This is a genomic window from Pseudomonas paralactis (genome assembly GCF_001439735.1).
Classification (GTDB): domain Bacteria; phylum Pseudomonadota; class Gammaproteobacteria; order Pseudomonadales; family Pseudomonadaceae; genus Aquipseudomonas; species Aquipseudomonas paralactis.
Genome location: NZ_JYLN01000009.1, coordinates 161,321 through 184,220, shown reverse-complemented (window position 1 = coordinate 184,220; position 22,900 = coordinate 161,321). Strand labels below are relative to the sequence as shown.

Genomic DNA, 22,900 nt, shown 5'->3' with positions numbered 1-22,900 from the left:
CGGGCGGGTTTTGTCATCGGCGTCTATGATTGCAGCCTCGCCGGTTGTAAGCTCCGAGAGCTGCAATGCAAAGAATATGGGATATCTGGAGTTCGTCATGAGTGCTTTCCACGATCTGAAACTCAAAGCCCTGGACGGACAAGAGCTACCGCTGGCGCCCTTCAAGGGCCAGGTTGTGCTGGTGGTCAATGTGGCGTCCAAATGTGGTTTGACCCCGCAATACGCGGCGTTGGAAAACCTCTACCAGCAATACAAGGACCAGGGATTCACGGTGCTTGGCTTGCCGTGCAACCAGTTTGCAGGCCAGGAACCGGGGACCGAGCAAGAGATCCGCGAGTTCTGCAGCCTGAATTACGGGGTGAGCTTTCCCCTGGGCAGCAAGCTTGAGGTCAACGGCCCTGATCGTCACCAGCTGTACCGCTTGTTGGCGGGTGAGGGCGCCGAGTTTCCAGGGGATATCACCTGGAACTTCGAGAAATTCCTGTTGGGTAAAGATGGCCGGGTACTCGCGCGCTTCTCGCCGCGTACGTCCCCGGACGACCCGACTATCATCCAGTCCATCGAAAAAGCCCTGAGCTGAAACACACCCCCTGTAGGCGCGAGCTTGCTCGCGAAGATCGCCAACGATAACGCGTATATCCTGACTTAACGCGTGTTCCCGGATTTTTCGCGAGCAAGCTCGCTCCTACAGGTATTCGGCGACTTTTACCCCTTTAATCACCCAGATCAATAGTGCTACTAAGCGCTGCACACTCCCCATATTATCTGTGTCATAAATCCCTTCCCGGCGGAGTGCCCCATGCCTGTCCAAGCCTTGTTCAAACCCTTCCAGCTCGGTGCACTGCAACTGACGACCCGTGTGGTCATGGCGCCCATGACCCGTTCGTTCTCTCCGGGTGGCGTACCCAATTCCAAAGTCATCGAGTACTACCGTCGTCGTGCGGCTGCCGGTGTGGGCCTGATCATCACGGAAGGCACTGTGGTCGATCACCCGGCGTCCAACGGCTACCCCAACGTCCCGCACTTCTACGGTGAAGCCGCACTGGCCGGCTGGAAGAAAGTGGTCGACGCGGTACATGCCGAAGGCGGCAAGATTGTTCCGCAGTTGTGGCATGTGGGTAGTGTGCGCCGTATCGGCACCGAGCCTGACGCCAGCGTGCCTGCTTATGGCCCGATGGAAAAGCTCAAGGACGGCAACGTGGTTGTCCACGGTATGACGCAACAGGACATCAAGGACGTGATCAACGCATTCGCCCAAGCCGCCAGGGACGCCCAGGCGATCGGCATGGACGGTGTGGAAATCCATGGCGCCCACGGCTATCTGGTGGATCAGTTCTTCTGGGAAGGCAGCAACCAACGCACCGACGAATACGGCGGTAGTCTGGCCAAGCGTTCGCGCTTTGCCATTGAACTGATCGAGGCCACCCGTGCCGCGGTCGGCCCGGACTTTCCGATTATCCTGCGTTTCTCGCAGTGGAAGCAGCAAGACTACACCGCCCGCCTGGTGCAAACCCCCGAGGCGCTGGGTGAGTTCCTCAAGCCATTGGCTGACGCCGGCGTGGATATTTTCCACTGCTCCACGCGCCGTTTCTGGGAGCCGGAGTTTGAAGGCTCCGACCTCAACCTGGCGGGCTGGACGCGTCAGCTTACGGGTAAGCCGACCATCACCGTGGGCAGTGTTGGCCTGGATGGAGAGTTCCTGCAATTTATGGTCAACACCGACAAGGTCGCGCAACCTGCCAGCCTGGAAAAGCTGCTGGAGCGCCTGAACAACGATGAGTTCGACCTGGTGGCCGTAGGGCGTGCGTTGCTGGTGGACCCGGATTGGGCCGTGAAGGTGCGCGAAGGGCGAGAGGGCGACATCTTGCCCTTCAGTCGTGAGGCGTTGATGACTCTGGTGTGAGCGGTGAGAGGGCAGGCACCGGTTGACCGTCCTCGCATACCCCACGCAGCTGGCGCTCGAATTGCTCGATAATCGCCGGCCAGCCCTGACGGCTGGCATGTTGTCGGGCATTCAAGCGCGCTCTGCGTAGCGTTTCACGCTCCTCCAGCAGCCAGATGGCCGCATCGCAAAATGCGTCTTCATCCCCAGGCATTGCCAGCGCGCCGCTATAGCCATGACGTAGATGCTGGCTGGCGGCGGCCTGGTCGTAAGCCACCACTCCCAGGCCAGACGCCATCGCTTCGAGCACCACATTGCCGAAGGTTTCGGTCAGGCTGGGGAACAGGAACAAATCCCCTGAGGCGTAATGCCTTGCCAGCTCTTCGCCGCGTTGAGTGCCGCAGAACACCGCATCGGGCAGGTCGCGTTCCAGCGACGCACGCTGGGGGCCATCACCGACGACAATCAGCTTCATCCTCCGTAGTGGGTAGGTATCCTGCAATGCATCAAAGCAACGTTTGAGCAGCCCCAGATTCTTCTCTTGGGCCAGGCGTCCGACATGCAGCACGGCGACATCGCTGCTCTCCAAACCCCAATTCTCACGCAAGGCGTTATCGCGTTTGGCAGGATGGAACAGTTGGCTGTCCACACCCCGCGACAACATGCCCAGGCGTTCGAAATGTCGGCGCTCCAGTTCCAGGCGCTGACTGGCGCTGGGTACCAGTGTCAAGGTTGAACGGTTATGAAACCAGCGCAGGTAATGGGTGACCATGCGACTTAACAGGCTCAAGCCGTATTGGTTGGAGTACTGCTGAAAGTTGGTGTGAAAACCGCTGACCACGCTGATGCCCAGGCGCCGAGCTGCACGTAATGCAGACAGCCCTAACGGCCCTTCGGTTGCGATATAGAGCACATCCGGGCGCTGGCGCGTCCAACGGCGCAGCAACTTGTGCATCGACGACTGACCCCATTGCAGGCCTGGATAGCCAGGCAGTGGCCAGCCGCGGCACAGCAGCAGTTCATCGTCGCTGGTGCGGCTTTGGTCGGCACTCTGGCGTGGGCGCACCAGTTCGACCTGATGGCCACGCGAGCGCAAACCTTCGCAGAGGCGGCCAAGGGTATTGGCCACCCCGTTGATTTCCGGCGGGAAGGTTTCGGTAATGAGGGTGATGTGAAGCGAGGCTGTCGTCATGACCCACAGTGTCGGCGTGGGCCATGTCGCCATTGTGTCAGTGTGATGATGGATTTATGACCGGGTCACGGCTTGCTGCGCCATCGCCTCGGCACCTTGCTCACGCACCCAGAACAACGTCGCCCCGGCGACCGCCGCCGGCATCATCAGCAGGTTGACCACCGGCACCAGCAGCACCAGGTAAACAATGCCGCCGAAGCTCATGCTCTGCCAGCGCTTCTGGCGCAGCCAGGCGAGCATCTCGTTCCAGCCCAGTTTGTGGTTGTCGGCCGGGTAGTCGATGTACTGGATTGCCATCATCCACACCCCAAACAGCAACCACAGCGGCGCGGCGATCAGGTTCACCACGGGAATGAACGACAGGATAAACAGGCCAATGGCCCGTGGCAGGAAGTAACCCAGCTTGCGCATCTCCCGGGCCAGGGTGCGGGGCACCATGGCGATCAGCTCGCTCCAACTGAACGGCGGGAAGTCATCGGTGCCACGTACCACCACCTCGACTTTCTCCGCGAGAAAACCGTTGAATGGCGCGGCGATAATATTGGCGAGCATGGTAAATGTGAAAAACACCATCAGCGCCACCAGCACGACAAACAGCGGCCACAGCAGGTAATTCAAAAAGCCTAGCCAGCTGGGTAGGGTCGGTATCAAGCTATCGACCCACAGGCTGAACTGATGGCCGGCGAAATAGATCAACCCGACGAACAGCGCCAGGTTGATGACCAGCGGCAGCAGTACAAACAGGCGCAGGCCGGGGCTCAACACCAGTTTGAGGCCTTCACGCAGGTATTGCGGGCCGGAAAGAGCAGGGGCAGGCATGGAGAACTCCGAGCAAGGTGACGAACGCGCCGACCTTACCGGCTTTGCACGCGATGTGAAAGCATGGGCCTCCAGGCGACATCCGGGGTTACAAAGGCATCGATTAACCTGACCAGGCGCATAGAGCGTCGCTATGAGCTGGATTGTTAATGCGTATTTCCTTAATCTTGCCCCCCTCGATACGCTGCACCCATTATTTTTCAGGACCTGGCGAGTTAAAGCCTTCCCCAAGTGCTTCGCCGTCCTTTTTTATTCCAGCCGCTCTGTGGTCCGGGCGGTCGATAGGAGTGAGTCATGTCTGATACCCGTCATTCCCGAGTGATTATTCTCGGTTCCGGCCCTGCCGGTTACAGCGCTGCCGTCTACGCTGCCCGAGCCAATCTCAAGCCGCTGCTGATCACCGGTATGCAGGCGGGTGGCCAGTTGACCACCACCACTGAAGTCGACAACTGGCCGGGCGATGTCCACGGCCTGACCGGCCCGGTGCTGATGGAGCGTATGAAAGAGCACGCCGAGCGCTTTGAAACCGAGATCGTCTTCGACCATATCAACAAGGTCGACTTCTCGAAGAAGCCTTACAGCCTGACCGGTGACAGCGGTGTGTACACCTGCGACGCGCTGATCATCGCCACCGGCGCCAGCGCGCGTTACCTGGGCCTGCCGTCCGAAGAAGCGTTCATGGGCAAGGGTGTTTCCGCCTGCGCCACCTGCGACGGTTTTTTCTATCGCAACAAGCCGGTTGCCGTGGTCGGCGGTGGCAACACCGCCGTCGAAGAGGCGCTGTACCTGGCCAACATCGCCAGCACCGTGACCCTGGTTCATCGCCGCGAAACTTTCCGCGCCGAGAAAATCCTGATCGACAAGCTGCACGCCCGTGTTGCCGAAGGCAAGATCATCCTCAAGCTCAATGCCACCCTGGATGAAGTCCTGGGCGACAACATGGGCGTGACCGGTGCTCGCCTGAAAAACAACGACGGCAGCTTCGACGAGCTCAAAGTTGACGGCGTATTCATCGCCATCGGCCACACCCCGAACACTTCGCTGTTCGAAGGCGTGCTGGAGGCCAAAGACGGTTACCTGGTAGTGCAGGGCGGCCGTGAAGGCAATGCGACCGCGACCAACATCGAAGGTATCTTCGCTGCCGGTGACGTAGCTGACCATGTCTACCGCCAGGCCATTACCTCGGCCGGCGCCGGTTGCATGGCGGCCCTGGATGCCGAGCGTTACCTCGATGGTTTGAAGGACGCTTCGTTCTAAACCCGTTGAATTGAAAAAACCGGCTGCGAGGCCGGTTTTTTTATGTCCGCGATCTAGCCGACACCGCAAAACAAATGTGGGAGCTGGCTTGCCTGCGAGAGCGGTTTGATCGTCACCACCGCCATCGCGGGCAAGCCCGGCTCCCACATTGAGCGGGGTTGATTATTAAATCAGCGGGGAGTCAGAGGCTGTTCAGCAAACTTCACGCCGGCCAGCCCATGGGCAATCAACGCCCGAATATTGCCATGGTCACTGCCCTCAGGCGTCGCCACCACCGAGCGGTAATGCTCACCAAACGCCAGCAACGCTTCCTGATCATTCAAACCTTCCAGCAGTGCCAAACCCAGAGTCTTGCACGAACCTTCGTTTTGTCCGGCGGCGTTTTCCACATCACCATTGGTGAACGCTTGTGGCTGGTAGTCGTAACCGGCTGCGACGAACGCCAGGGTATCGGCAAAGAGGTGATCGCCACTGTTGAGGCTGGCGCGCAGGGTGTTCAAATCAGTCATGGGGCTTTCCTTGGGCAAACGCGGCCTGTTGGTCGGCGTTGGCTTCTTGCTGGTATTGGGCTTTCCACTCGGCGTACGGCATTCCGTACACCACTTCACGGGCGTCATCGAGGCTGAGCTCAATCTGGCGCTCGTCGGCTTCGGCCTTGTACCACTTGGACAGGCAGTTGCGGCAGAAGCCGGCGAGGTTCATCAGGTCGATATTCTGCACATCCTTGCGGCTGTCCAGGTGGGCCACCAATCGGCGAAAGGCGGCGGCTTCGAGTTCGAGGCGTTGTTGGTCGTTCATAGGGCTCACTTGCTATCAGCGGCTGGCGGCCAGAGTGATCGAAACCGACTCGGCAAAGCGCAGCGCGTGGGGTTTATCCACTTCGACTTCGGCGTACAGCACCGATTCGTTGCTCATCACCAGGTCCAGCAATTCCTGGGTCAGGCGCTCCAGCAGGGCGAAGCGATTGCCTTCCACATGGGCGATGATCGCCTTGGTGATGGTGCGGTAATTCAAGGCGTGGTCGATATCGTTGTCGCGCACAGCGTCCTGGGCGGCATACAGGATGGTCAGGTTGATCAGCACATCCTGCTTGTTGAGGATTTCGTCCTCGTTGATGCCAATAAAAGTGCGCAGGCGCAGGTCTTTGACCCGGATGCGCGCCATGCCTGGTTGAAGTTGTGGCATTGCTACTTGCTCCGTCCAATCAATTGCAGGAACTCCATGCGCGTGGTGTTCGATTCGCGGAAGGCACCGAGCATCACTGAGGTGTTCATGGTTGAGTTCTGTTTCTCCACGCCGCGCATCATCATGCACATATGCTTGGCTTCGATCACCACCGCCACGCCGGCGGCCTGAGTCACGTCCTGGATGGCGTCGGCGATTTGCCGCGTGAGGTTTTCCTGAATCTGCAGGCGCCGGGCGAACATGTCGACGATGCGTGCCAGTTTCGACAGACCCAGCACCTTGCCGGTCGGAATATAGGCCACATGTGCCTTGCCGATAAAGGGCAGCAGGTGATGCTCGCACAACGAGTACAACTCGATGTCCTTGAGGATCACCATCTCGTCATTGTCCGACGCGAAGAGCGCGCCGTTGACGATTTCTTCCAGGTTTTGCTCGTAGCCATGACACAGGTACTGCATGGCCTTGGCGGCGCGCTTGGGTGTATCGAGCAGGCCCTCGCGCTCCGGGTCTTCGCCCAGGCCCTTGAGGATTTCGCGATAGTGGTGGGGCAGGGAAAAGGTCATACAACATCCTCGAAAACGGCTTACTTGATATGCCGCCCACCGTTGACGGTCAGGGTGGTACCGGTGACATAGGGATTGTCCAGCAGGTAACGCACGCTCTGGTAGATCACTTCAGGCCCGGGCTCAATGCCCAGGGCCGACTTGGCCAGGACCCTGGCGCGATAGGCCGCGTCGTCGCCATCATTGAACATCACCATGGCCGGCGCGATACCGTTGACTTTGATCAGCGGCGCGAACTGCGCGGCAAACGATAGCGTGAGGCTGTCGAGGCCGGCCTTGGTGGCGCAATAGGCGATGTGCTGACGGCTGCCCTTGCGCACTACGTCATCGCTGATATGCACGATATCGGCAGGTGTGGAGCGTTGCAGCAAGGGTGAACAATGCAGGTTGATCAGGTACGGCGCAAGCATGTGCACGCTGAACATATCGATAAACGCGTGGCTTTCGTCGCCCGGTGTTTCCGCGACCCAGGCCGACGCATTGTGAATGATCGCACGCAGGCTCTGGGTATGGGTTTGCAACTGCGCGATGAAGGCAAGAATCCCGGCTTCGCTGGAAAAGTCGGCAAATACGCCGATGGCCCCTCGTTCACGTAGCGCCTGCACCCCCGGGCGTTCGCTGCGATAGCTGAAAATGACCGAATAACCTTCAGCCAACAGGCGTTCGGCACAATGCAGGCCGACGCGCTGGCCGGCACCGGTGATCAGGATCGGTGCGTGGGTTGCAATCATGGGAGGCTCAAGTCGCTGGCAGACACAAACTATACCAGCGACCCGGCCTCTATGCTCATGCGGCGGCTTCGGTGACCTTGCGCGGTGGCGAGGGGTGCAGCCAGTTCGCCAGCACGTGTGTCGAGAGCGGAATAAAGAGGTAAACCATCAGCGGCGTCAGGGCGGCGGTGCTGACCAGTACACGGCTGAACAGGTCCAGCTCGCCAAGCAGCGGGCCCAGGCCGAAGTTGAACAACAGTGACACCGGGAAGAACGCCAGCCAAATCGCGACCGCCTGTTTCCAGCGCGGCGGGCGGGCCCCTGCGGCGCCGAACCAGCCGTCGATACCGCTGACACGATGCTCGGAAGGGTCGGCAAACAGCTCGCTGCCGCGACCGAGCCAGGCGCTGCGCGAGGCGGAAAACTCCCAGGCGTGCAGGGTTTTTTCATCGGCGAAGCGGAAGATGATCTGGAACTCATCATCGTGGGGTGGCGGGGCGAGTACGCCGGAACCCAGGTAACCCGGGAAGTCAGTGGCCAATTGCTCGCCTTCGCGCAGCCAAGCCATCAATTCTTCGTAGCGACCTTTGGCGACGCGGCGCGCAACCATCAAGGTGACGGGTGAGGTAGACATTGTGTATCTCCAGATAATCGAGTGCGCTGGGCCGGGTAAGCGGCGCACGAACGAAGCTGCGGGGGTGTTGCAGCGACGTAGAAAAAACAGGCAAGGATTATTCCTGTTTTGCCCAAATACACCAGAAACTTCGGATGGATCGCCGTAGATCTTGAATCATGCGCTTCAATCGGCGTTAAATAGCATCCAAATTCATACAAGTTTTCATCGCTGATGTCCCAAATCATTGCTCCCTCTCGTGAAGCGACGCCTGACAGTCACCCTGACTGCGAGGGGCTGTTCCCGATTCGTGAAGTGGCAAGACTCACAGGCGTAAACCCGGTAACGCTGCGTGCCTGGGAGCGTCGCTATGGCTTGATTCAGCCCGTTCGCACCGAAAGCGGGCATCGGCTGTACTCAAGCGCCGATATCGACACCGTGCATCGCATTCTCGACTGGATCGAACGCGGCGTGTCGGTGAGCAAAGTGGGCAAGATCCTGGCGCGCGATCAACTGTCCGGCGCGCCGGTTGCGACATCACGCAGCGATACCGAACTGGAATGGCAGCAGTGGCAGGCACAACTGCGGCTGGCCATCAGCGCTTTTGATGACCGTGAACTGGGGCAGTTGTACGGCCAGATCTTCAGCGCTTATTCAACGACTGTCGTATTTCAGGACATCCTGATGCCCCTCTGGCAACAACTGCTGCGTCACCAGGGGCGTTTTGGCCAAGCCAGCGAATGGCTGTTTTTCGATAACTTCCTGCGTTCGCGCACTGCTCAACGCCTGCAGTTGGCCTGTGCGTCACCGGCGCCCAGGGTGTTGCTCTCCGCAATCGCCGGTGGATGTCGTGAACTGGAACTACTGGTCGCGGGCTTATTGATGTCCAGCGACAAGCTCGCGGTAAAAGTTCTGGGTGTCGGCCAACCGCTCGATGAGTTGACGCTGATCTGCGAGAGAACTCGGCCACAAGCCCTGGTGCTGTTTTCCAACCATTCTCCCGGCGTCGAGCTGCCCTCGCGGCTCAATCGTCTGGCGTTGACGCTCAATTGCCCGTTGCTGTTGGCGGGTGATGCCTCCGACCTCGCCGAGCACATCCTGGCCGGCTCATCGGTTGGGTGCCTGGGCAATGACGGACGTTTGATGCAGCGCCGCCTGCAGCAGTTTCTCAGCGGCCGCCTGGAGACCTGAACTCAGGCGTGCACGTGAGGATGAACGAGGCGGTGCTGGTGCAGAATGAACTGGCGCAGGCGCTCGATCTCATCGGCATCACTCTGGCTCAGGCGGTAAGCGAACAGGCCGCGGGCGGTTTCCCGCTCCAGGGTGCCGCGAAGCGCGATACGTTCATAGCCGGAAGGGCTGAACCACAGGGAAAAAGTCTTGGGCGGTTTGGCCCGGCCACGCACCTCTACCAGCACCCCTTTGAATGACACTTCGTGCACCCATAGTGCACTGGGGTAGCCCTTGACGTTTTCCAGTGCCACGGGCTCTTCCAGGGCCAGGCGCCACGGGCGGATCATCGGCCCGTCTTCGAAGATGCTCGGCACGCCGAGGCGCAGATGCACTGCATGAAACTCATCCTCCACCAAGCGCAAGGGGAAGGTGAGCTGCTGGTTGTCGAACTGGGCCTGGATGGTGACCTGGTTGTGAGCGGCCAGCCGCGTGAGCAAATCACGAATCTGCGCACCGCCATTAACCGTCAGGCTCGACCACGCATCCCGCAGATTAAGCTGCGGGTTATGCTGCATGTCCTGGATAAAATCCAGTTCGTCCTGCGTCAAAAGCGTGTCGCGGTGCATTGATGTAGCTCAAGGCTGAGGCATTAAAAAGCCATTATCGCTCTAAAGACCGCATTTTTTACAGTTTGTTAATTCCACTCGTCGCCTTGAGCGCCGCGAGCTCGTTTTTCAGCTCGGCCAACTGCGCTTCCAGCTGGGCCACGCGCTGCTGGGCCTTGACTTGAGTGGTGACATCTTTTTGCACGCCGACGAAATACGTTTGCCTGTCCGCCTCGTTGTACACCGTCGAAAGTGACAGCTCATTCCAGAAATGAGTGCCGTCCTTGCGGTAGTTGCGCAGGATCTCTCGGCACGCGCCGCCATTGTCGAGGGCATCACGAATAGCCATCAGCGCCGGCTGGTCACGGTCACCGGACTGGAGGAAGCGGCAGTCCTGATAAAGGATCTCATCCAGGGTGTAGCCGGTCAGGCGTTCAAACGCAGGGTTGACGTAGATCAGCGGTTTGTCATGGCCCTCACGCTCGGCAACGACGATCCCGTCGTTGGACGCATTGACAACCATTTGCAGCAGCTTGGCGTTAATCATTGAGCGGTCCATGGCATGTGTGTGACGGTGCAAGTTTATGGCAAGTCTTGATTCTCGCACGGTGCGCACTGAATTATCGGCACAGACTGCTAATATCCCAGGCTTTGACTCAACTACAGGATCAGATTGATGAAAGTCGCCATCCTTTCCGGCTCGGTCTACGGTACGGCTGAAGAAGTCGCTCGCCACGCGGAAAAAATCCTCAAGGACGCCGGTTTTGAAGCCTGGCACAACCCTCGCGCCAGTCTGGGCGAGATTCAGGCGTTTGCTCCCGATGCGTTGCTTGCGGTGACCTCGACCACCGGCATGGGCGAATTGCCCGACAACCTGCAACCTCTGTACTCAAGTATTCGCGACCAACTTCCCGCCGCCTGGCGCGGCCTGCCGGGTGCGGTTATCGGCCTGGGCGACGCCAGTTATGGCGATACGTTCTGTGGCGGCGGCGAACAAATGCGCGAACTGTTCGGCGAGCTGGGCGTACGTGAAGTACTGCCGATGCTGCGCCTGGACGCCAGCGAAAGCGTGACCCCCGAAGCCGACGCCGAGCCTTGGCTGGCTGAACTGATTATCGCGCTGCGCGGCTGAGCGCAGGAAGGCGCCGTTATTGACGGCGCTTTTTGTACTATTCTCATGACTGACTCGCTCGGTCATCAAGCTGGCTGCGAAGGCAACTCCTTGCGCCTCGGCGTCTGACTAGACTGGCTCTCACTGTAGACGCAATAACCAGTGCGCCAAGGAGGACGTTGCCGTGAGCCTAGCCCCTGCTTCATCGCCGCAAAACATCAAAGCCCAGGTCAGTGCTGCCGAATGGCAAACCCGCGTTGACCTGGCGGCCTGTTATCGCCTGGTGGCGATGCATGGGTGGGATGACCTGATCTTCACGCATATTTCCGCCAAGGTGCCGGGCACGGAAGATTTCCTGATCAACCCTTACGGGCTGATGTTCCACGAAATCACCGCCTCAAGCCTGGTCAAGGTCGACCAGGCCGGCAACAAGCAAATGGACAGCCCCTACGAGATCAACCCAGCGGGCTATACCATCCACAGCGCCATCCACGAAGTGCGCCATGATGTGACCTGCGTGCTGCACACCCACACCGCTGCGGGCGTGGCGGTTTGCGCACAAAAGCAGGGTGTATTGCCCATCAGCCAGCAATCATTGTTTGTGCTGTCCAGCCTGGGCTATCACGCCTATGAAGGCGTGGCGCTGAACCACGAGGAAAAAGCCCGTTTGCAGGCGGACCTGGGACAAAACAATTTCCTCATGCTGCATAACCACGGCCTGCTGACCTGCGCCAGCACCATCGCCGATACCTTCCTGATGATGTTCACCTTCCAGCGCGCCTGCGAGATCCAGGTGCTGGCGCAAAACGGTGCAGCGCAGTTGATCACCATTGAGCCGCAAATTCTGGCAGGCGCCAAGGCGATGGTGGCAGCTGTCACAAAAAGCGCCCAAGGTATGGGCGGTGCGCTGGCCTGGCCGGCGCTGCTGCGCAAATTGGACCAACAGGACCCTGGGTATAAAAGCTGATGCCACTCGCCGAGATACCGCTCAGAGCCTGGCGCAAGCGCGGCCAGAACTTCGTCTTTCGTGGGCGTACCCTGCGTTATTGGGTGGCCGGGCAGGGCACACCGCTGCTGCTGATCCATGGCTTCCCCACCGCCAGTTGGGATTGGCACTACCTGTGGCAGCCCCTGGCCCAGCGCAACCTGGTGATTGCCTGCGACATGCTCGGTTTTGGTGACTCGGCCAAGCCCCTGAATCACGACTATTGCCTGCTGGAGCAAGCCGACTTGCAACAGGCGTTGCTTGAGCATTTGGGCGTGGAACAGCCGGTGCATGTATTGGCCCATGACTACGGCGACAGCGTCGCCCAGGAGTTGCTGGCCCGGCATTACGAAGGCCGGTTCCAGATGGCCAGTTGCGTATTTCTCAATGGAGGACTGTTCCCGGAAACCCACCGCCCCACGCTGGTGCAAAAATTATTGCTCAGCCCGTTGGGCTGGATGATCGGCCGGGCTTTTGGGCGCAATGCCCTGGCCAGCAGTTTCAGCCAGATCTTCGGCCCGCGGACGCGGCCCAGTGAAAGCGCGCTGGACGACTTTTGGAGTTTGATCAGTTGCAATGACGGGCCGCGTATCCTGCACAAACTGATTGCCTACATTCCCCAGCGTCGACGCCTGCGTGATCGCTGGGTGGCCGCCATGCAGCGCGGCGCCGTGCCGTTGCGGGTGATCGACGGCGGGGTGGACCCGATTTCCGGTGCTCATATGGTCGAGCGCTTCGAGCAACTGGTGCCCCACGCCGACACGGTATTGCTGGCCGATATCGGCCATTACCCGCAGATCGAGGCGCCGGTGCAGGTGCTCAGGCATTACCAGGCATTTCGGGATCGCATCAGCCAGGCGTCGCCGCAGTCGGTCTACTCCTGAGCCGGGTTTCTACCGCGGCATCATCCTGATGCCTTATCGAGCACCATTCAGCCTCGGCCGTTTTTATTGTGACCAAAGGCCTCGTGCGTGACACTCTGCCTATTCCCATTGTCGCCAGCGGAGTTCGGTATGAGTCAGTCAGTGCAGTTGCAGGATAAGGTCGTGATCGTCACCGGAGCCGGCGGTGGCCTGGGCCGTGCCCATGCGCTGCTGTTCGCCAGGCACGGGGCCAAAGTGCTGGTCAATGACCTGGGTGGGTCCACCCAGGGCGAGGGCGCCAATGCCTCGGCAGCCGACCGTGTGGTGGCCGAGATTCGTGCAGCAGGCGGCATTGCCGAGGCCAACCATGACTCGGTCACCGACGGTGACAAGATCGTACAGAACGCTCTGGACGCGTTCGGCCGGATCGACGTGGTAGTCAACAACGCCGGGATCCTGCGCGACAAGACTTTCCACAAGATGGACGACGGCGACTGGGACCTGGTTTACCGGGTGCATGTCGAAGGCGCCTACAAGGTCACGCGTGCCGCCTGGCCCCATCTGCGCGAGCAGGGTTATGGGCGCGTGATCTTCACCGCCTCCACGTCAGGCATCTACGGCAACTTCGGCCAGTCCAACTATGGCATGGCCAAGTTGGGCCTGTATGGGTTGACCCGCACCCTGGCACTGGAAGGTCGCAAGAACAACATCCTGGTCAACGCCATCGCCCCCACCGGCGGTACGCGCATGACCGAAGGGCTGATCCCGCCCCAGGTATTCGAGCGCCTCAAACCGGAACTGGTCAGCCCGTTGGTGGTGTACCTGGGCAGCGAAGCCTGCCAGGAAACGTCAGGGTTGTTCGAAGTGGGTGGCGGCTGGATCGGCAAGACCCGTTGGGAGCGCAGCCTGGGAGTGGGTTTTGATCCTGAAGCGGGCTTCTCGCCGGACGACGTGGCGGCGCACTGGCAACAGATCTGCGATTTTGAAGGCGCCGCACATCCCAAGGACAACATTGAGGCATTGAAGGAGATGATGGCCAACTTGCAGAAGTTCAGCCTCTGATCATTGCCGGAACCTCACTGAATCTTGCGGGGCGTCGATGACGCCCCGTTTTATTTCAGGCATAAAAAAGGCCGCTGCATAAGCAGCGGCCGAAGTCAGACGTTGGATCAAGGAGCGACAAATCAACGTCAGTGAACACCGGTAACAGACTGAATACGCGATCAATCCGTTGTAAATCTGCTGTTCTCCCCAAGGCGGGAGCGGGCCATTTGCCCTGAAAGCCAGGCAAGAATAGTCGCTTGTAACAAAATGAGTAATAGCAGTTCAGGACAAGGACTGTTACCAATTTCGCAACAGTACACGGGGTTCATCGATTCTTCTGATAACGCCCCATCCACCCCATTCATACCCCGGCCCCAACCCCGGCCAGTGCGCCCGTTCATCCTTTCGAGCGACAACACGAATACCTCCTTGGTGCGCTTATCGCTCCTGATGCACGGCAGTAGGGTGGAGCCTTCTGTCACTCACCGGGGAAGACGCATGACAAAAACAATAATGCGCGCCATCTTCACGCCACAGGCGCTGGCCATTGCGGTTGCGCTGGGTTGCTGTGCCCAGGCGCAGGCTGTTTCGTTCACTATCGGCGAGATCGAAGGGCAATTCGATTCCTCGCTGTCGGTCGGTGCCAGTTGGGGCATGCGCGATGCCGACAAAAGCCTGGTCGGCACTGTCAACGGTGGTTCAGGCCAGGCGTCTACCGGGGATGACGGGCGCCTCAATTTCAAGAAGGGCGAGACCTTCTCCAAGATCTTCAAGGGGCTGCACGACCTTGAACTGAAGTACGGCGACACCGGTGTGTTTGTTCGCGGCAAGTATTGGTATGACTTCGAGCTCAAGGACGAAGACCGCGAGTTCAAGCCGATCAGCGACCACAACCGCAAGGAAGGCGCCAAATCCAGCGGCGCGCAGATCCTTGATGCCTTCGTCTACCACAACTACTCCCTGGGCGACCTGCCCGGCACGGTGCGCGCCGGCAAGCAGGTGGTCAGTTGGGGCGAAAGCACCTTCATCGGCAACTCCATCAACAGTATCAACCCGATCGACGTGTCGGCGTTCCGGCGTCCGGGTGCCGAGATCAAGGAAGGCTTGATCCCGGTGAACATGCTGTTTGCGTCCCAGAGCCTGACCAATCAACTGACTGTGGAGGGCTTCTACCAACTGGAATGGGACCAGACGGTGCTCGACAACTGCGGCACCTTCTTCGGCGGCGATGTGGCGGCGGACGGCTGCACCAATAACTACACCGTGGGCAGCCCGGCGATCCGACCGCTGCAACCGGTGGCCGCTGCCTTTGGCCAAGGGTTTGGTGTGACCAATGAAGGCGTGATTGTGCGGCGTGCCGGTGACCGCGATGCGCGTGACTCCGGCCAATTCGGCGCGGCCCTGCGTTGGCTGGGCGATGACACCGAATACGGCCTGTACTTCATGAACTACCATAGCCGCACACCGACTGTCGGCACCCTGACCGCCAATACCAACCTGGCCACCATCGGACGCATCATCAACACCGCCAACGCGCTGGCACCCGGTTCCGGGGGCGGTTTGGCCCAAAGCACCATGCTCGGCCGCGGCCAGTACTACCTGGATTACCCGGAAGACATCCGCCTGTTCGGCGCCAGTTTCTCCACCACCTTGCCCACGGGCACGGCGTGGACCGGCGAAATCAGCTATCGGCCCAATGCGCCGGTGCAACTCAACACCACTGACCTGACCCTGGCCCTGGTCAACCCGATTGCGGGCCAACTCGCCTCACCCATCCGCAGCAACTTCGGCGATGACAACAAAGGCTACCGCCGCAAGGAAATCACCCAGATCCAAAGCACCATGACCCAGTTCTTCGACCAGGTCCTGGGCGCCGAGCGCCTGACGCTGGTGGGCGAAGCGGCGGTCGTGCACGTTGCTGGCCTGGAAGACAAAACCAAACTGCGCTACGGCCGTGATTCGGTGTACGGCGCCTACGGTTTTGAAGGTGACACCGACGGTTTTGTCACCTCCACCTCCTGGGGCTACCGCGCACGGGCGATTCTTGACTACAACAACGCCATTGCCGGCGTGAACCTCAAGCCCAACCTGTCCTGGTCCCATGACGTGGCCGGTTACGGCCCCAACGGCCTGTTCAACAAGGGCGCCAAGGCTATCAGCGTCGGTGTGGATGCGGACTACCGCAGCACCTACACCGCGAGCCTGAGCTACACCGACTTTTTTGGCGGTGACTACAACACCCTGACCGACCGTGACTTCCTCGCCCTCAGCTTCGGCGTGAACTTCTGATCTGTTTCAAAGAAGGACAAGACCTATGCGTAAGATGATTGCAGTGATGGCCCTGAGTGTATTGGCCGCCAACGTGATGGCGGCGGTATCGCCCGAAGAAGCCGCCAGGCTCGGCACCAGCCTGACCCCGGTCGGCGCGGAAAAAGCCGGCAACGCCGATGGCTCGATTCCGGCCTGGACCGGCGGCATCCCCAAGAATGCAGGCGCGGTGGACAGCAAGGGGTTTCTCGCCGACCCCTTCGCCAGTGAAAAACCCCTGTTCGTGATCACCGCTGCCACGGTGGACAAGTACAAGGACAAGCTCTCCGACGGCCAGGTGGCGATGTTCAAGCGCTATCCCGAGACCTACAAGATCCCGGTGTACCCCAGCCATCGCACGGTCAATTTGCCGGCGGACATCTATGAGTCGATCAAGCGCAGCGCCGTGAATGTGAAGGCGATCAACGATGGCAACGGTCTGGAGAACTTTACCGGCAACCGTTACTACGCGTTCCCGATCCCGAAAAATGGCGTTGAGGTACTTTGGAACCACATCACTCGTTACCACGGCGGCAACCTGCGCCGCATCATTACCCAGGCTACGCCGCAGACCAACGGCAGCTACACACCGATCCGCTTCGAGGAAGAAGTGGCGGTGCCGCAAGCCATTGCGGACATCGACCCGGCCAAGGCAGCCAACGTGCTGAGTTTCTTCAAGCAATCGGTGACCGCCCCGGCACGTCTGGCGGGTAACGTGCTGTTGGTGCACGAAACCCTCGACCAGGTGAAAGAGCCGCGCCTGGCCTGGATCTACAATGCCGGCCAGCGCCGTGTACGGCGCGCGCCGCAGGTGTCCTACGACGGGCCAGGCACCGCCTCGGACGGCTTGCGCACCACCGATAACTTCGACATGTTCTCCGGTGCCCCCGATCGCTATGACTGGAAACTGGTGGGCAAGAAGGAGATGTACATCCCCTATAACAGCTACAAGCTCGATTCCCCGAGCCTCAAGTACGACGACATCATCAAGGCCGGGCATATCAACCAGGACCTGACCCGCTATGAGCTGCACCGCGTGTGGGAAGTGGTCGGTACCGTTAAACCCAGCGAGCGGCACATCTACGCCAAGCGCCATATGTATATTGATGAAGACAGCTGGCAGGTTGCGCTGGTAGACCATTACGACGGCCGCGGCCAACTGTGGCGCGTTGCCGAAGGCCATTCGCAGTTCTATTACGACCACCAGGTGCCGGCCTACACCGTGGAAACCCTGTACGACCTGATTGCAGGGCGCTACATCGCGCTGGGCATGAAGAACGAGGAGAAGAGCAGCTTCGTGTTTGGCTTCGCGGCCAAGGCGGCGGACTACACCCCGGCGGCGCTGAGATCGGCGGGCGTTCGCTGATTCCACACTGAAATGAGGTTGAAAATGGGGGAGCTGGCTTGCCTGCGATAGCGGTGGGCCAGGCTGCTCATCGATTGCTGTTGCACCGCCCATCGCAGCATGGGTATCTACACAACTCTTTGGTGCGACGCCGGACCTGTGGGAGGGGGCTTGCCCCCGATGGCGGCCTGGCAGCCGGTCAGGATGTTGGATCAGATAGAGTACATATCCGTTGTTTGGGTAACGGCCGCTATTGGTTCCGCTTTTACAGCGGGTCACTTTGGAAAAGAGCCCCAAAGTAACCAAAGGGCTCTTGCCCCACCACTCGGCACCTCGCTTAGGCTCGGGGGGTGCCCGTAATCCGCCAGTGATTTGTGGGGCCGCCGCCACGCGCCATCCATGGCGCGGGGCGGCTAAACCGGCATCCCTGCCGGTTTACCCCCCAAATCCCTGTCGAATTCCGGCCAGCGTGGTTTTACGGGGCGCCTAAAATCAAAAGCAGATCAAAAGCAGAGCAAGAGCAAGAGCGGCTCGCTTCGCATCGTGGTTACGGTTGGCAGTGGCTACAAAAGTTGTGTAGATACCTATGCCCATCGCAGGCAAGCCAGCTCCCACACTGAAGGGCGTATACCTTGGTTTTTATGGTCTTCAATCAACCCGCTGAATACTTCTTCAACAACCGCCAACCACAGGTCTAGGGTGACGCAACAATAAAAACAGCAGGATGCAGCAATGACCGCCATGACTCGCTGCCTGGACCGTCCTGGATTTATGCCACGGCTGTCCGCCCACCACGTGTTGCGTGCGCGGCTGACTGTGCCTCTGCTGACGGCGCAGGCGCGGGTAAGGTTGCTGTGCGCACCGGGAGGCAGTGGCAAGAGCGCGTTGCTCGCCGAGTGTGCGTTGCAGGCACCGAAGGGGTGTCAGGTGGTGTGGATGCCACTCAACGGTGCCGCGCTCAGCCCCCTGGAATTCTGCGCACGGCTGGCGCAGCAGCTTGGCTTGCCGTTTGTGGATGAAGCCACGTTATTGCTCGACTTGGGCCGTTGGCCCCACACGACGTGGTTATTTCTGGATGATTTCTGTCGCTCGCCTGCGCCTGAGCTGGATGCGCTGCTGGACCGTTTGCTCGCCGCCGGCTGCCCGCAGTTGACCTGGTGGCTGGGCGCGCGACGGCGCCCGTTGTGCAATTGGCCACGCCTGTTGCTCGACGATGAGTTGCTGGAGTGCAGCGAGTTGTTTTTCAGCGCTGAGGAAGTCGAGCAACTGCTCGCCCCGGGGCATACCGTCGACAGCGTGATGCAGTTCAGCGGCGGTTGGTGCGCCGGTGTGCGTATCGCCTTGTTGGGCGACGGTCACCCCGACAAGACCCTGCTCGATTACCTGCAGCATGAGCTGTTCAATACCTTGTCGGCGCCATTGGCCGAGGCCTGGCGCGTGTTGGCCCATCTGCCGCGCTTCAACCTTAACCTGTGTGAGTACTTGTTCGGTGGTGGTGACGGCGCTGAGCATTTGCACGAGTTGCAGGCACTGGGTGCGTTTATCCAGCCCTGGGAAGACACCAGCGACTGGCTCCACGTTTTCCCACCGTTGGCGCGACTGCTGCGCGATGAGCCCTGGCCGGCCAAACGCTCCTGGCACCGACGCGCGTGCCAATGGTTCAGCGCCGAGGGTGACTGGCAGGCCGCGTTCGAGCAGGCGTTGCTGGCGCAGGAGTACGAAGTGGCGGTGAGCCTGTTGCAGCATTTCAGTTTCGAGGATCTGTTTCGCCAGCAAAATGCCGTGCTGTTGTTGCGCCTGCATGAACAGCATGGCGATGAGTTGATGTTGGGTTCGGCGCAGTTGGTGGGGCTGCTTACGGCCGCGTTGTTGTTTGCCGGGCGCTTCGAACAGGCCGCCTTGTGCATCGACCAACTGGCCCGTTTCGCCCCGCAACCGACGGCCGCCGCGCAGCGCTACCTGCTGGCGCGTTGGCAGGCGCAGTGGGGTTGGTTGCTGCATTTGAGCGGTGATGCCGAGCGTTCCCGCGAACACTTGCTCGAAGCGCTGCAAGCCTTGCCTGACAGCGCCTGGACCTCACGCCTGATGTGCCTGTCGGGCCTGACCCAACAAGCCCTGCTGCGCGGTGAGTTGGACGTCGCCCAGCGCTTGAGCCGCGAAGCATTGTGCCTGGCACGTGCTCACGGTTCGCTGGTGCTTGAAGCGCTGCTGGAATTGGATCACGCCCAGTTGCTGGAGCAGCGCGGCGCGCCGTATCGGGCGCAGAGCCTGCTGGAAACGGTGCAGGCGATGCTGGCTCGCCAGCGGCTCAGGGCCGGGCCATTGGTGGGGCGCATCGTCCTGCGTCGTGGGCACCTGGCCTTGCGGCAAGGCCAGGACGCCCTGGCGTGTGAATGCTTTGAGACCGGCTTGACGCTGTGCCTGCAAAGCCAGGACAAGCGCGTGTTATATGGCTATCTCGGTCTGGCGCTGCTGGCGGCCAACCGTGGCGACTACGCCCAAGCCTTTATTCAATTGCGTGACGCCGAGCGCCTGATGCAGCAGCGCCATGTCCCGGAGACGGTGTATCGCGCGGTGTTGTTGTTAGTCAGCGGGCACCTGTGGCTACAACAGGGCCGGGCTGAATTAACGGTACAAGCGGTGCGCCGGGTGTTGCGCCATTTCCGTGGGCCCTGTGCCAAGCAGGCACCGCCGGCGACTCTGGAACTGATCCCGCGTCTGGAGTATTTGCTGGTGCTGGCCGAGGTCAGGCTGGGCTGTGCCGAGCAACCTATCGCACGGCTCAATGCCTTGCTCGAAACCTCCCGGCAGCGCGGGATGCTGTGTCTGGAAACCGAACTGCACCTGGTGTTGGGTGAGGTGACCTGGCAACTCGGTGACCCGGCGTTGGCCCGTCGTGCATTGCAGGCCGGGCTGGCGCTGGCGGCACGTTGCCAGGTACAGCAGGCGATTCGCGAGCTGCGCTTGCGTGCACCTGGGCTATTGAGTGAGCTGAGCCTGGAGCCGCAGGTCACGCCTGCCGGTGCGATGCAAAATCCTCTGAGCCAGCGCGAACTCGAAGTGTTGCAATTGATCGCCCTGGGCAACTCCAATCTGGAAATCGCCGACCGCCTGTATATCTCCTTGCACACCGTCAAGACCCATGCACGGCGCATCCACAGCAAACTCGGGGTGGAACGACGCACCCAGGCGGTGGCCAAGGCGAAAACGCTGGGCTTGATGGCCTAGGCGCGCAATGCCTGGCGGTATTCGCCCGGGGTGGCGCCCATGGCTTGGCGAAAGCGCTGGTTGAAATGGCTGGCGCTGGAAAAACCGCACCTCAAGGCGACCTCGCCCAAGGGCAACGGGCTGCTGCGCAGCAAAGTTTGCGCGCGTGCCAGGCGGCGTGCCAGCAGGTATTGATGGGGCGGCACGCCGAAGCTCTGACGGAACATCCGGGCGAAATGGTATTCCGACAGCGCGCACATCGACGCCAACTGGCCGAGGCTGATGGGGTCTTCAACATGGTGGTCGATGTATTCCACCAAACGCCGCCGTTGGTGCGCCGCCAGCCCGCCTTTGAGGCGCAGGCCGTCGCGCACGCCGACCTGATTGAGCAGGGTGTGGCTGAGCAGTTCATGGGCCAGGCTGCTGGTCAGCAGGCGCTCGCCGGGTTCGAGCCAGTTGAGGCTGATCAGCTGGTGAAAGCGTCGGGCCTGGCGGGCGTCCTCAAGGAAGGTCGTCTCACGCAACTGCAACTCCCGCGGCTCGCGGTCCAGCAGGGTGACGCAGCCGAGGGCAAATTGCTCCGGGCTGAAATACACATGGGCCAGGCGTATCTCACCATTGATCACCCAGGCCGACTGGTGCTCGGCCGGCAGGATGCACAATTTGTCGGGACCGCCCTTGGTGCCTGGCTGATCACGCCGAAAGGTGCCCGTGCCGCCGCCGATATAACAGGACAAAGTGTGATGGCTGGGCGCCTGGTAGTCCTGGGCATCGTGGTGGTTGCTCCACACGGCCGCAGACAAACCGTCACCGAGCTCGGCGCAGGCTTCCAGGCGTGCGTGAGGCGAGCGGTTGAGGGATTGAAAGACGTGCAGCGATTCCAGCTCTGGCATGGTGTGTTCTCCGACGTCTTGCATCCTACTCCCGGCGGCGGGCGCTGTGAGCCCATCGCCCGACAAAAGCGCAAGAATGTGCAAGAACCTCAGGGTGGTTGAAGGCAACACTGTGGCTCAATCGACGGAGCCTGCTATGAACCTCTTCTTGTATTTACTCACGGTGCTGATTTGGGGCACCACCTGGATTGCGCTCAAGTGGCAGCTGGGCGTGGTGGCGATTCCCGTGTCGATTGTCTATCGCTTCGGCCTGGCGGCGCTGGTGCTGTTTGCGCTGTTGCTGCTCAGTCGCAAATTGCAGGTGATGAACCGGCGCGGGCACCTGATCTGCCTGGCCCAAGGGCTGTGCCTGTTCTGCGTTAACTTCATGTGCTTTCTCACTGCCAGCCAGTGGATCCCCAGTGGCCTGGTGGCCGTGGTGTTCTCCACGGCGACCTTGTGGAATGCGCTGAATGCCCGGGTGTTCTTTGGCCAGCGAGTGGCACGTAACGTATTGATGGGCGGCGCGCTTGGGTTGCTGGGCCTGGGCTTTTTGTTCTGGCCGGAACTGGCCGGGCATACCGCCAGCCCGCAGACCTTGCTGGGCCTGGGTTTGGCGCTGCTGGGGACGCTGTGTTTTTCGGCGGGCAATATGCTTTCGAGCCTGCAACAAAAGGCCGGGCTCAAACCCTTGACCACCAATGCCTGGGGCATGGCGTACGGGGCGGCAATGTTGGCCAGCTATTGCGCAGTGCGTGGCATACCCTTCGAGATGGACTGGAGCGCGCGGTATATCGGTGCGCTGTGGTACCTGGTGATCCCGGGCTCGGTGATTGGGTTTACCGCCTACCTCACCCTGGTCGGCCGCATGGGGCCGGAAAAAGCGGCGTATTGCACTGTGCTGTTTCCGGTGGTGGCGTTGAACGTGTCGGCATTCGCCGAGGGCTATCAGTGGACGGCGCCGGCGCTGATGGGGCTGGTGCTGGTGATGTTGGGGAATGTGTTGGTGTTTCGTAAGCCTCGGGCCATCGTGCCGGACCTCAAGGCTAGCCAAGCCTGAATGTGGGAGCCGGCTTGCCCATAGAATCAGCGCCTGCCACGAATCCTCTGTGGGAGCTGGCTTGCCCGCGAAGGCGGTGTGCCAGTCAATGTACCTTTAACTGACCC

General features: G+C 60.4%; 23 protein-coding genes. 12 read left to right on the top strand and 11 right to left on the bottom strand.

Annotation, left to right across the window (positions count from 1 at the left end):
* Positions 1-97 precede the first annotated feature (97 nt).
* Together TX23_RS21785 and TX23_RS21780 are read left to right on the top strand one after the other, a co-directional pair.
* Positions 98-580 (top strand): glutathione peroxidase, encoded by a 483-nt coding sequence (locus TX23_RS21785; RefSeq protein WP_057703970.1) that lies wholly within the window; start codon positions 98-100, stop codon positions 578-580.
* Positions 581-799: 219 nt separating this feature from the next.
* Positions 800-1,903: an NADH:flavin oxidoreductase gene (locus TX23_RS21780; protein ID WP_057703969.1), complete on the top strand. Its 1,104-nt coding sequence runs from the start codon at positions 800-802 to the stop codon at positions 1,901-1,903.
* Here TX23_RS21780 and TX23_RS21775 read toward each other — a convergent pair.
* Together TX23_RS21775 and cysZ are read right to left on the bottom strand one after the other, a co-directional pair.
* Positions 1,872-3,074: a glycosyltransferase family 4 protein gene (locus tag TX23_RS21775; RefSeq protein WP_057703968.1), complete on the bottom strand. Its 1,203-nt coding sequence runs from the start codon at positions 3,072-3,074 to the stop codon at positions 1,872-1,874. The genes TX23_RS21780 and TX23_RS21775 overlap by 32 nt on opposite strands.
* A 54-nt stretch (positions 3,075-3,128) precedes the next feature.
* Positions 3,129-3,893: a sulfate transporter CysZ gene (gene cysZ, locus TX23_RS21770; protein ID WP_057703967.1), complete on the bottom strand. Its 765-nt coding sequence runs from the start codon at positions 3,891-3,893 to the stop codon at positions 3,129-3,131.
* 294 nt (positions 3,894-4,187) lie between these two features.
* Between cysZ and trxB the strand changes: the two genes are divergently transcribed.
* The gene (gene trxB, locus TX23_RS21765) at positions 4,188-5,150 is read left to right on the top strand and encodes a thioredoxin-disulfide reductase (RefSeq protein ID WP_003194076.1); all 963 of its coding nucleotides are present in this window, start codon (positions 4,188-4,190) and stop codon (positions 5,148-5,150) included.
* Positions 5,151-5,320: 170 nt separating this feature from the next.
* On the opposite strand, the gene TX23_RS21760 is transcribed toward trxB, so the two are convergent.
* From TX23_RS21760 to TX23_RS21735, 6 genes are read right to left on the bottom strand one after another with little or no spacing between them, the layout of a single operon-like run.
* Positions 5,321-5,659, bottom strand: coding sequence for a HopJ type III effector protein (locus TX23_RS21760; RefSeq protein ID WP_057703966.1), 339 nt, complete (start codon positions 5,657-5,659; stop codon positions 5,321-5,323).
* Positions 5,652-5,948, bottom strand: a complete 297-nt coding sequence (locus tag TX23_RS21755) for a DUF1244 domain-containing protein (RefSeq protein WP_057703965.1) — start codon at positions 5,946-5,948, stop codon at positions 5,652-5,654. Before TX23_RS21755 ends, TX23_RS21760 begins: the two co-directional genes overlap by 8 nt.
* Positions 5,949-5,963: 15 nt before the next feature.
* Positions 5,964-6,335, bottom strand: a complete 372-nt coding sequence (gene folX, locus TX23_RS21750; protein WP_057703964.1) for a dihydroneopterin triphosphate 2'-epimerase — start codon at positions 6,333-6,335, stop codon at positions 5,964-5,966.
* Between the two features lie 2 nt (positions 6,336-6,337).
* Complete coding sequence (gene folE, locus TX23_RS21745) at positions 6,338-6,898, bottom strand: GTP cyclohydrolase I FolE (protein ID WP_057703963.1); 561 nt, start codon at positions 6,896-6,898, stop codon at positions 6,338-6,340.
* Positions 6,899-6,918: 20 nt separating this feature from the next.
* Positions 6,919-7,629: a dihydromonapterin reductase gene (folM, locus tag TX23_RS21740; RefSeq protein ID WP_057703962.1), complete on the bottom strand. Its 711-nt coding sequence runs from the start codon at positions 7,627-7,629 to the stop codon at positions 6,919-6,921.
* Between the two features lie 55 nt (positions 7,630-7,684).
* Positions 7,685-8,242, bottom strand: coding sequence for a hypothetical protein (locus TX23_RS21735; protein ID WP_057703961.1), 558 nt, complete (start codon positions 8,240-8,242; stop codon positions 7,685-7,687).
* A 213-nt stretch (positions 8,243-8,455) separates the two neighbouring features.
* Between TX23_RS21735 and TX23_RS21730 the strand changes: the two genes are divergently transcribed.
* Positions 8,456-9,412 carry a MerR family transcriptional regulator gene (locus tag TX23_RS21730; protein ID WP_057703960.1) on the top strand — a complete coding sequence of 319 codons (957 nt, stop codon included), beginning with the start codon at positions 8,456-8,458 and terminating at the stop codon, positions 9,410-9,412.
* A gap of 2 nt (positions 9,413-9,414) precedes the next feature.
* On the opposite strand, the gene TX23_RS21725 is transcribed toward TX23_RS21730, so the two are convergent.
* Positions 9,415-10,020 carry a hypothetical protein gene (locus tag TX23_RS21725; protein ID WP_057703959.1) on the bottom strand — a complete coding sequence of 202 codons (606 nt, stop codon included), beginning with the start codon at positions 10,018-10,020 and terminating at the stop codon, positions 9,415-9,417.
* A gap of 58 nt (positions 10,021-10,078) precedes the next feature.
* A complete protein-coding gene (locus TX23_RS21720) occupies positions 10,079-10,546 on the bottom strand; it encodes a PAS domain-containing protein (protein WP_057703958.1) in 468 nt (155 codons plus the stop codon).
* Between the two features lie 129 nt (positions 10,547-10,675).
* Between TX23_RS21720 and TX23_RS21715 the strand changes: the two genes are divergently transcribed.
* From TX23_RS21715 to TX23_RS21685, 7 genes are all read left to right on the top strand, one after another.
* Positions 10,676-11,131: a flavodoxin gene (locus TX23_RS21715; RefSeq protein ID WP_057703957.1), complete on the top strand. Its 456-nt coding sequence runs from the start codon at positions 10,676-10,678 to the stop codon at positions 11,129-11,131.
* 163 nt (positions 11,132-11,294) lie between these two features.
* Positions 11,295-12,077, top strand: a complete 783-nt coding sequence (locus TX23_RS21710; RefSeq protein ID WP_057703956.1) for a class II aldolase/adducin family protein — start codon at positions 11,295-11,297, stop codon at positions 12,075-12,077.
* Positions 12,077-12,979: an alpha/beta fold hydrolase gene (locus TX23_RS21705; protein WP_057703955.1), complete on the top strand. Its 903-nt coding sequence runs from the start codon at positions 12,077-12,079 to the stop codon at positions 12,977-12,979. The genes TX23_RS21710 and TX23_RS21705 overlap by 1 nt, the downstream gene beginning before the upstream one ends.
* A gap of 129 nt (positions 12,980-13,108) precedes the next feature.
* Positions 13,109-14,020 carry an SDR family oxidoreductase gene (locus tag TX23_RS21700; RefSeq protein ID WP_057703954.1) on the top strand — a complete coding sequence of 304 codons (912 nt, stop codon included), beginning with the start codon at positions 13,109-13,111 and terminating at the stop codon, positions 14,018-14,020.
* Between the two features lie 480 nt (positions 14,021-14,500).
* Positions 14,501-16,291 carry a DUF1302 domain-containing protein gene (locus tag TX23_RS21695; protein WP_057703953.1) on the top strand — a complete coding sequence of 597 codons (1,791 nt, stop codon included), beginning with the start codon at positions 14,501-14,503 and terminating at the stop codon, positions 16,289-16,291.
* 25 nt (positions 16,292-16,316) lie between these two features.
* A complete protein-coding gene (locus tag TX23_RS21690) occupies positions 16,317-17,675 on the top strand; it encodes a DUF1329 domain-containing protein (protein ID WP_057703952.1) in 1,359 nt (452 codons plus the stop codon).
* Between the two features lie 711 nt (positions 17,676-18,386).
* Positions 18,387-20,882 (top strand): helix-turn-helix transcriptional regulator, encoded by a 2,496-nt coding sequence (locus TX23_RS21685; protein WP_057703951.1) that lies wholly within the window; start codon positions 18,387-18,389, stop codon positions 20,880-20,882.
* Here the strand turns inward: TX23_RS21685 and TX23_RS21680 are convergent.
* A complete protein-coding gene (locus TX23_RS21680; protein WP_057703950.1) occupies positions 20,879-21,754 on the bottom strand; it encodes a helix-turn-helix domain-containing protein in 876 nt (291 codons plus the stop codon). The two genes, TX23_RS21685 and TX23_RS21680, sit on opposite strands and share 4 nt — an antisense overlap.
* A gap of 136 nt (positions 21,755-21,890) precedes the next feature.
* Between TX23_RS21680 and TX23_RS21675 the strand changes: the two genes are divergently transcribed.
* Positions 21,891-22,793 carry a DMT family transporter gene (locus TX23_RS21675; protein WP_057703949.1) on the top strand — a complete coding sequence of 301 codons (903 nt, stop codon included), beginning with the start codon at positions 21,891-21,893 and terminating at the stop codon, positions 22,791-22,793.
* The last annotated feature ends 107 nt before the right edge of the window (positions 22,794-22,900 follow it).

Excerpts from the sequence above, each read along its gene's own strand:
- TX23_RS21775 (WP_057703968.1), bottom strand. The coding sequence starts at position 3,074 with ATGACGACAGCCTCGCTTCACATCACCCTCATTACCGAAACCTTCCCG.
- TX23_RS21705 (WP_057703955.1), top strand. The coding sequence starts at position 12,077 with ATGCCACTCGCCGAGATACCGCTCAGAGCCTGGCGCAAGCGCGGCCAG.
- TX23_RS21685 (WP_057703951.1), top strand. The coding sequence starts at position 18,387 with ATGACCGCCATGACTCGCTGCCTGGACCGTCCTGGATTTATGCCACGG.
- folX (WP_057703964.1), bottom strand. The coding sequence starts at position 6,335 with ATGCCACAACTTCAACCAGGCATGGCGCGCATCCGGGTCAAAGACCTG.
- TX23_RS21695 (WP_057703953.1), top strand. The coding sequence starts at position 14,501 with ATGACAAAAACAATAATGCGCGCCATCTTCACGCCACAGGCGCTGGCC.
- cysZ (WP_057703967.1), bottom strand. The coding sequence starts at position 3,893 with ATGCCTGCCCCTGCTCTTTCCGGCCCGCAATACCTGCGTGAAGGCCTC.
- TX23_RS21780 (WP_057703969.1), top strand. The coding sequence starts at position 800 with ATGCCTGTCCAAGCCTTGTTCAAACCCTTCCAGCTCGGTGCACTGCAA.
- TX23_RS21760 (WP_057703966.1), bottom strand. The coding sequence starts at position 5,659 with ATGACTGATTTGAACACCCTGCGCGCCAGCCTCAACAGTGGCGATCAC.
- folM (WP_057703962.1), bottom strand. The coding sequence starts at position 7,629 with ATGATTGCAACCCACGCACCGATCCTGATCACCGGTGCCGGCCAGCGC.
- TX23_RS21785 (WP_057703970.1), top strand. The coding sequence starts at position 98 with ATGAGTGCTTTCCACGATCTGAAACTCAAAGCCCTGGACGGACAAGAG.
- TX23_RS21700 (WP_057703954.1), top strand. The coding sequence starts at position 13,109 with ATGAGTCAGTCAGTGCAGTTGCAGGATAAGGTCGTGATCGTCACCGGA.
- TX23_RS21735 (WP_057703961.1), bottom strand. The coding sequence starts at position 8,242 with ATGTCTACCTCACCCGTCACCTTGATGGTTGCGCGCCGCGTCGCCAAA.
- TX23_RS21755 (WP_057703965.1), bottom strand. The coding sequence starts at position 5,948 with ATGAACGACCAACAACGCCTCGAACTCGAAGCCGCCGCCTTTCGCCGA.
- folE (WP_057703963.1), bottom strand. The coding sequence starts at position 6,898 with ATGACCTTTTCCCTGCCCCACCACTATCGCGAAATCCTCAAGGGCCTG.
- TX23_RS21720 (WP_057703958.1), bottom strand. The coding sequence starts at position 10,546 with ATGATTAACGCCAAGCTGCTGCAAATGGTTGTCAATGCGTCCAACGAC.
- TX23_RS21680 (WP_057703950.1), bottom strand. The coding sequence starts at position 21,754 with ATGCCAGAGCTGGAATCGCTGCACGTCTTTCAATCCCTCAACCGCTCG.
- TX23_RS21730 (WP_057703960.1), top strand. The coding sequence starts at position 8,456 with ATGTCCCAAATCATTGCTCCCTCTCGTGAAGCGACGCCTGACAGTCAC.
- TX23_RS21715 (WP_057703957.1), top strand. The coding sequence starts at position 10,676 with ATGAAAGTCGCCATCCTTTCCGGCTCGGTCTACGGTACGGCTGAAGAA.
- trxB (WP_003194076.1), top strand. The coding sequence starts at position 4,188 with ATGTCTGATACCCGTCATTCCCGAGTGATTATTCTCGGTTCCGGCCCT.
- TX23_RS21725 (WP_057703959.1), bottom strand. The coding sequence starts at position 10,020 with ATGCACCGCGACACGCTTTTGACGCAGGACGAACTGGATTTTATCCAG.
- TX23_RS21675 (WP_057703949.1), top strand. The coding sequence starts at position 21,891 with ATGAACCTCTTCTTGTATTTACTCACGGTGCTGATTTGGGGCACCACC.
- TX23_RS21690 (WP_057703952.1), top strand. The coding sequence starts at position 16,317 with ATGCGTAAGATGATTGCAGTGATGGCCCTGAGTGTATTGGCCGCCAAC.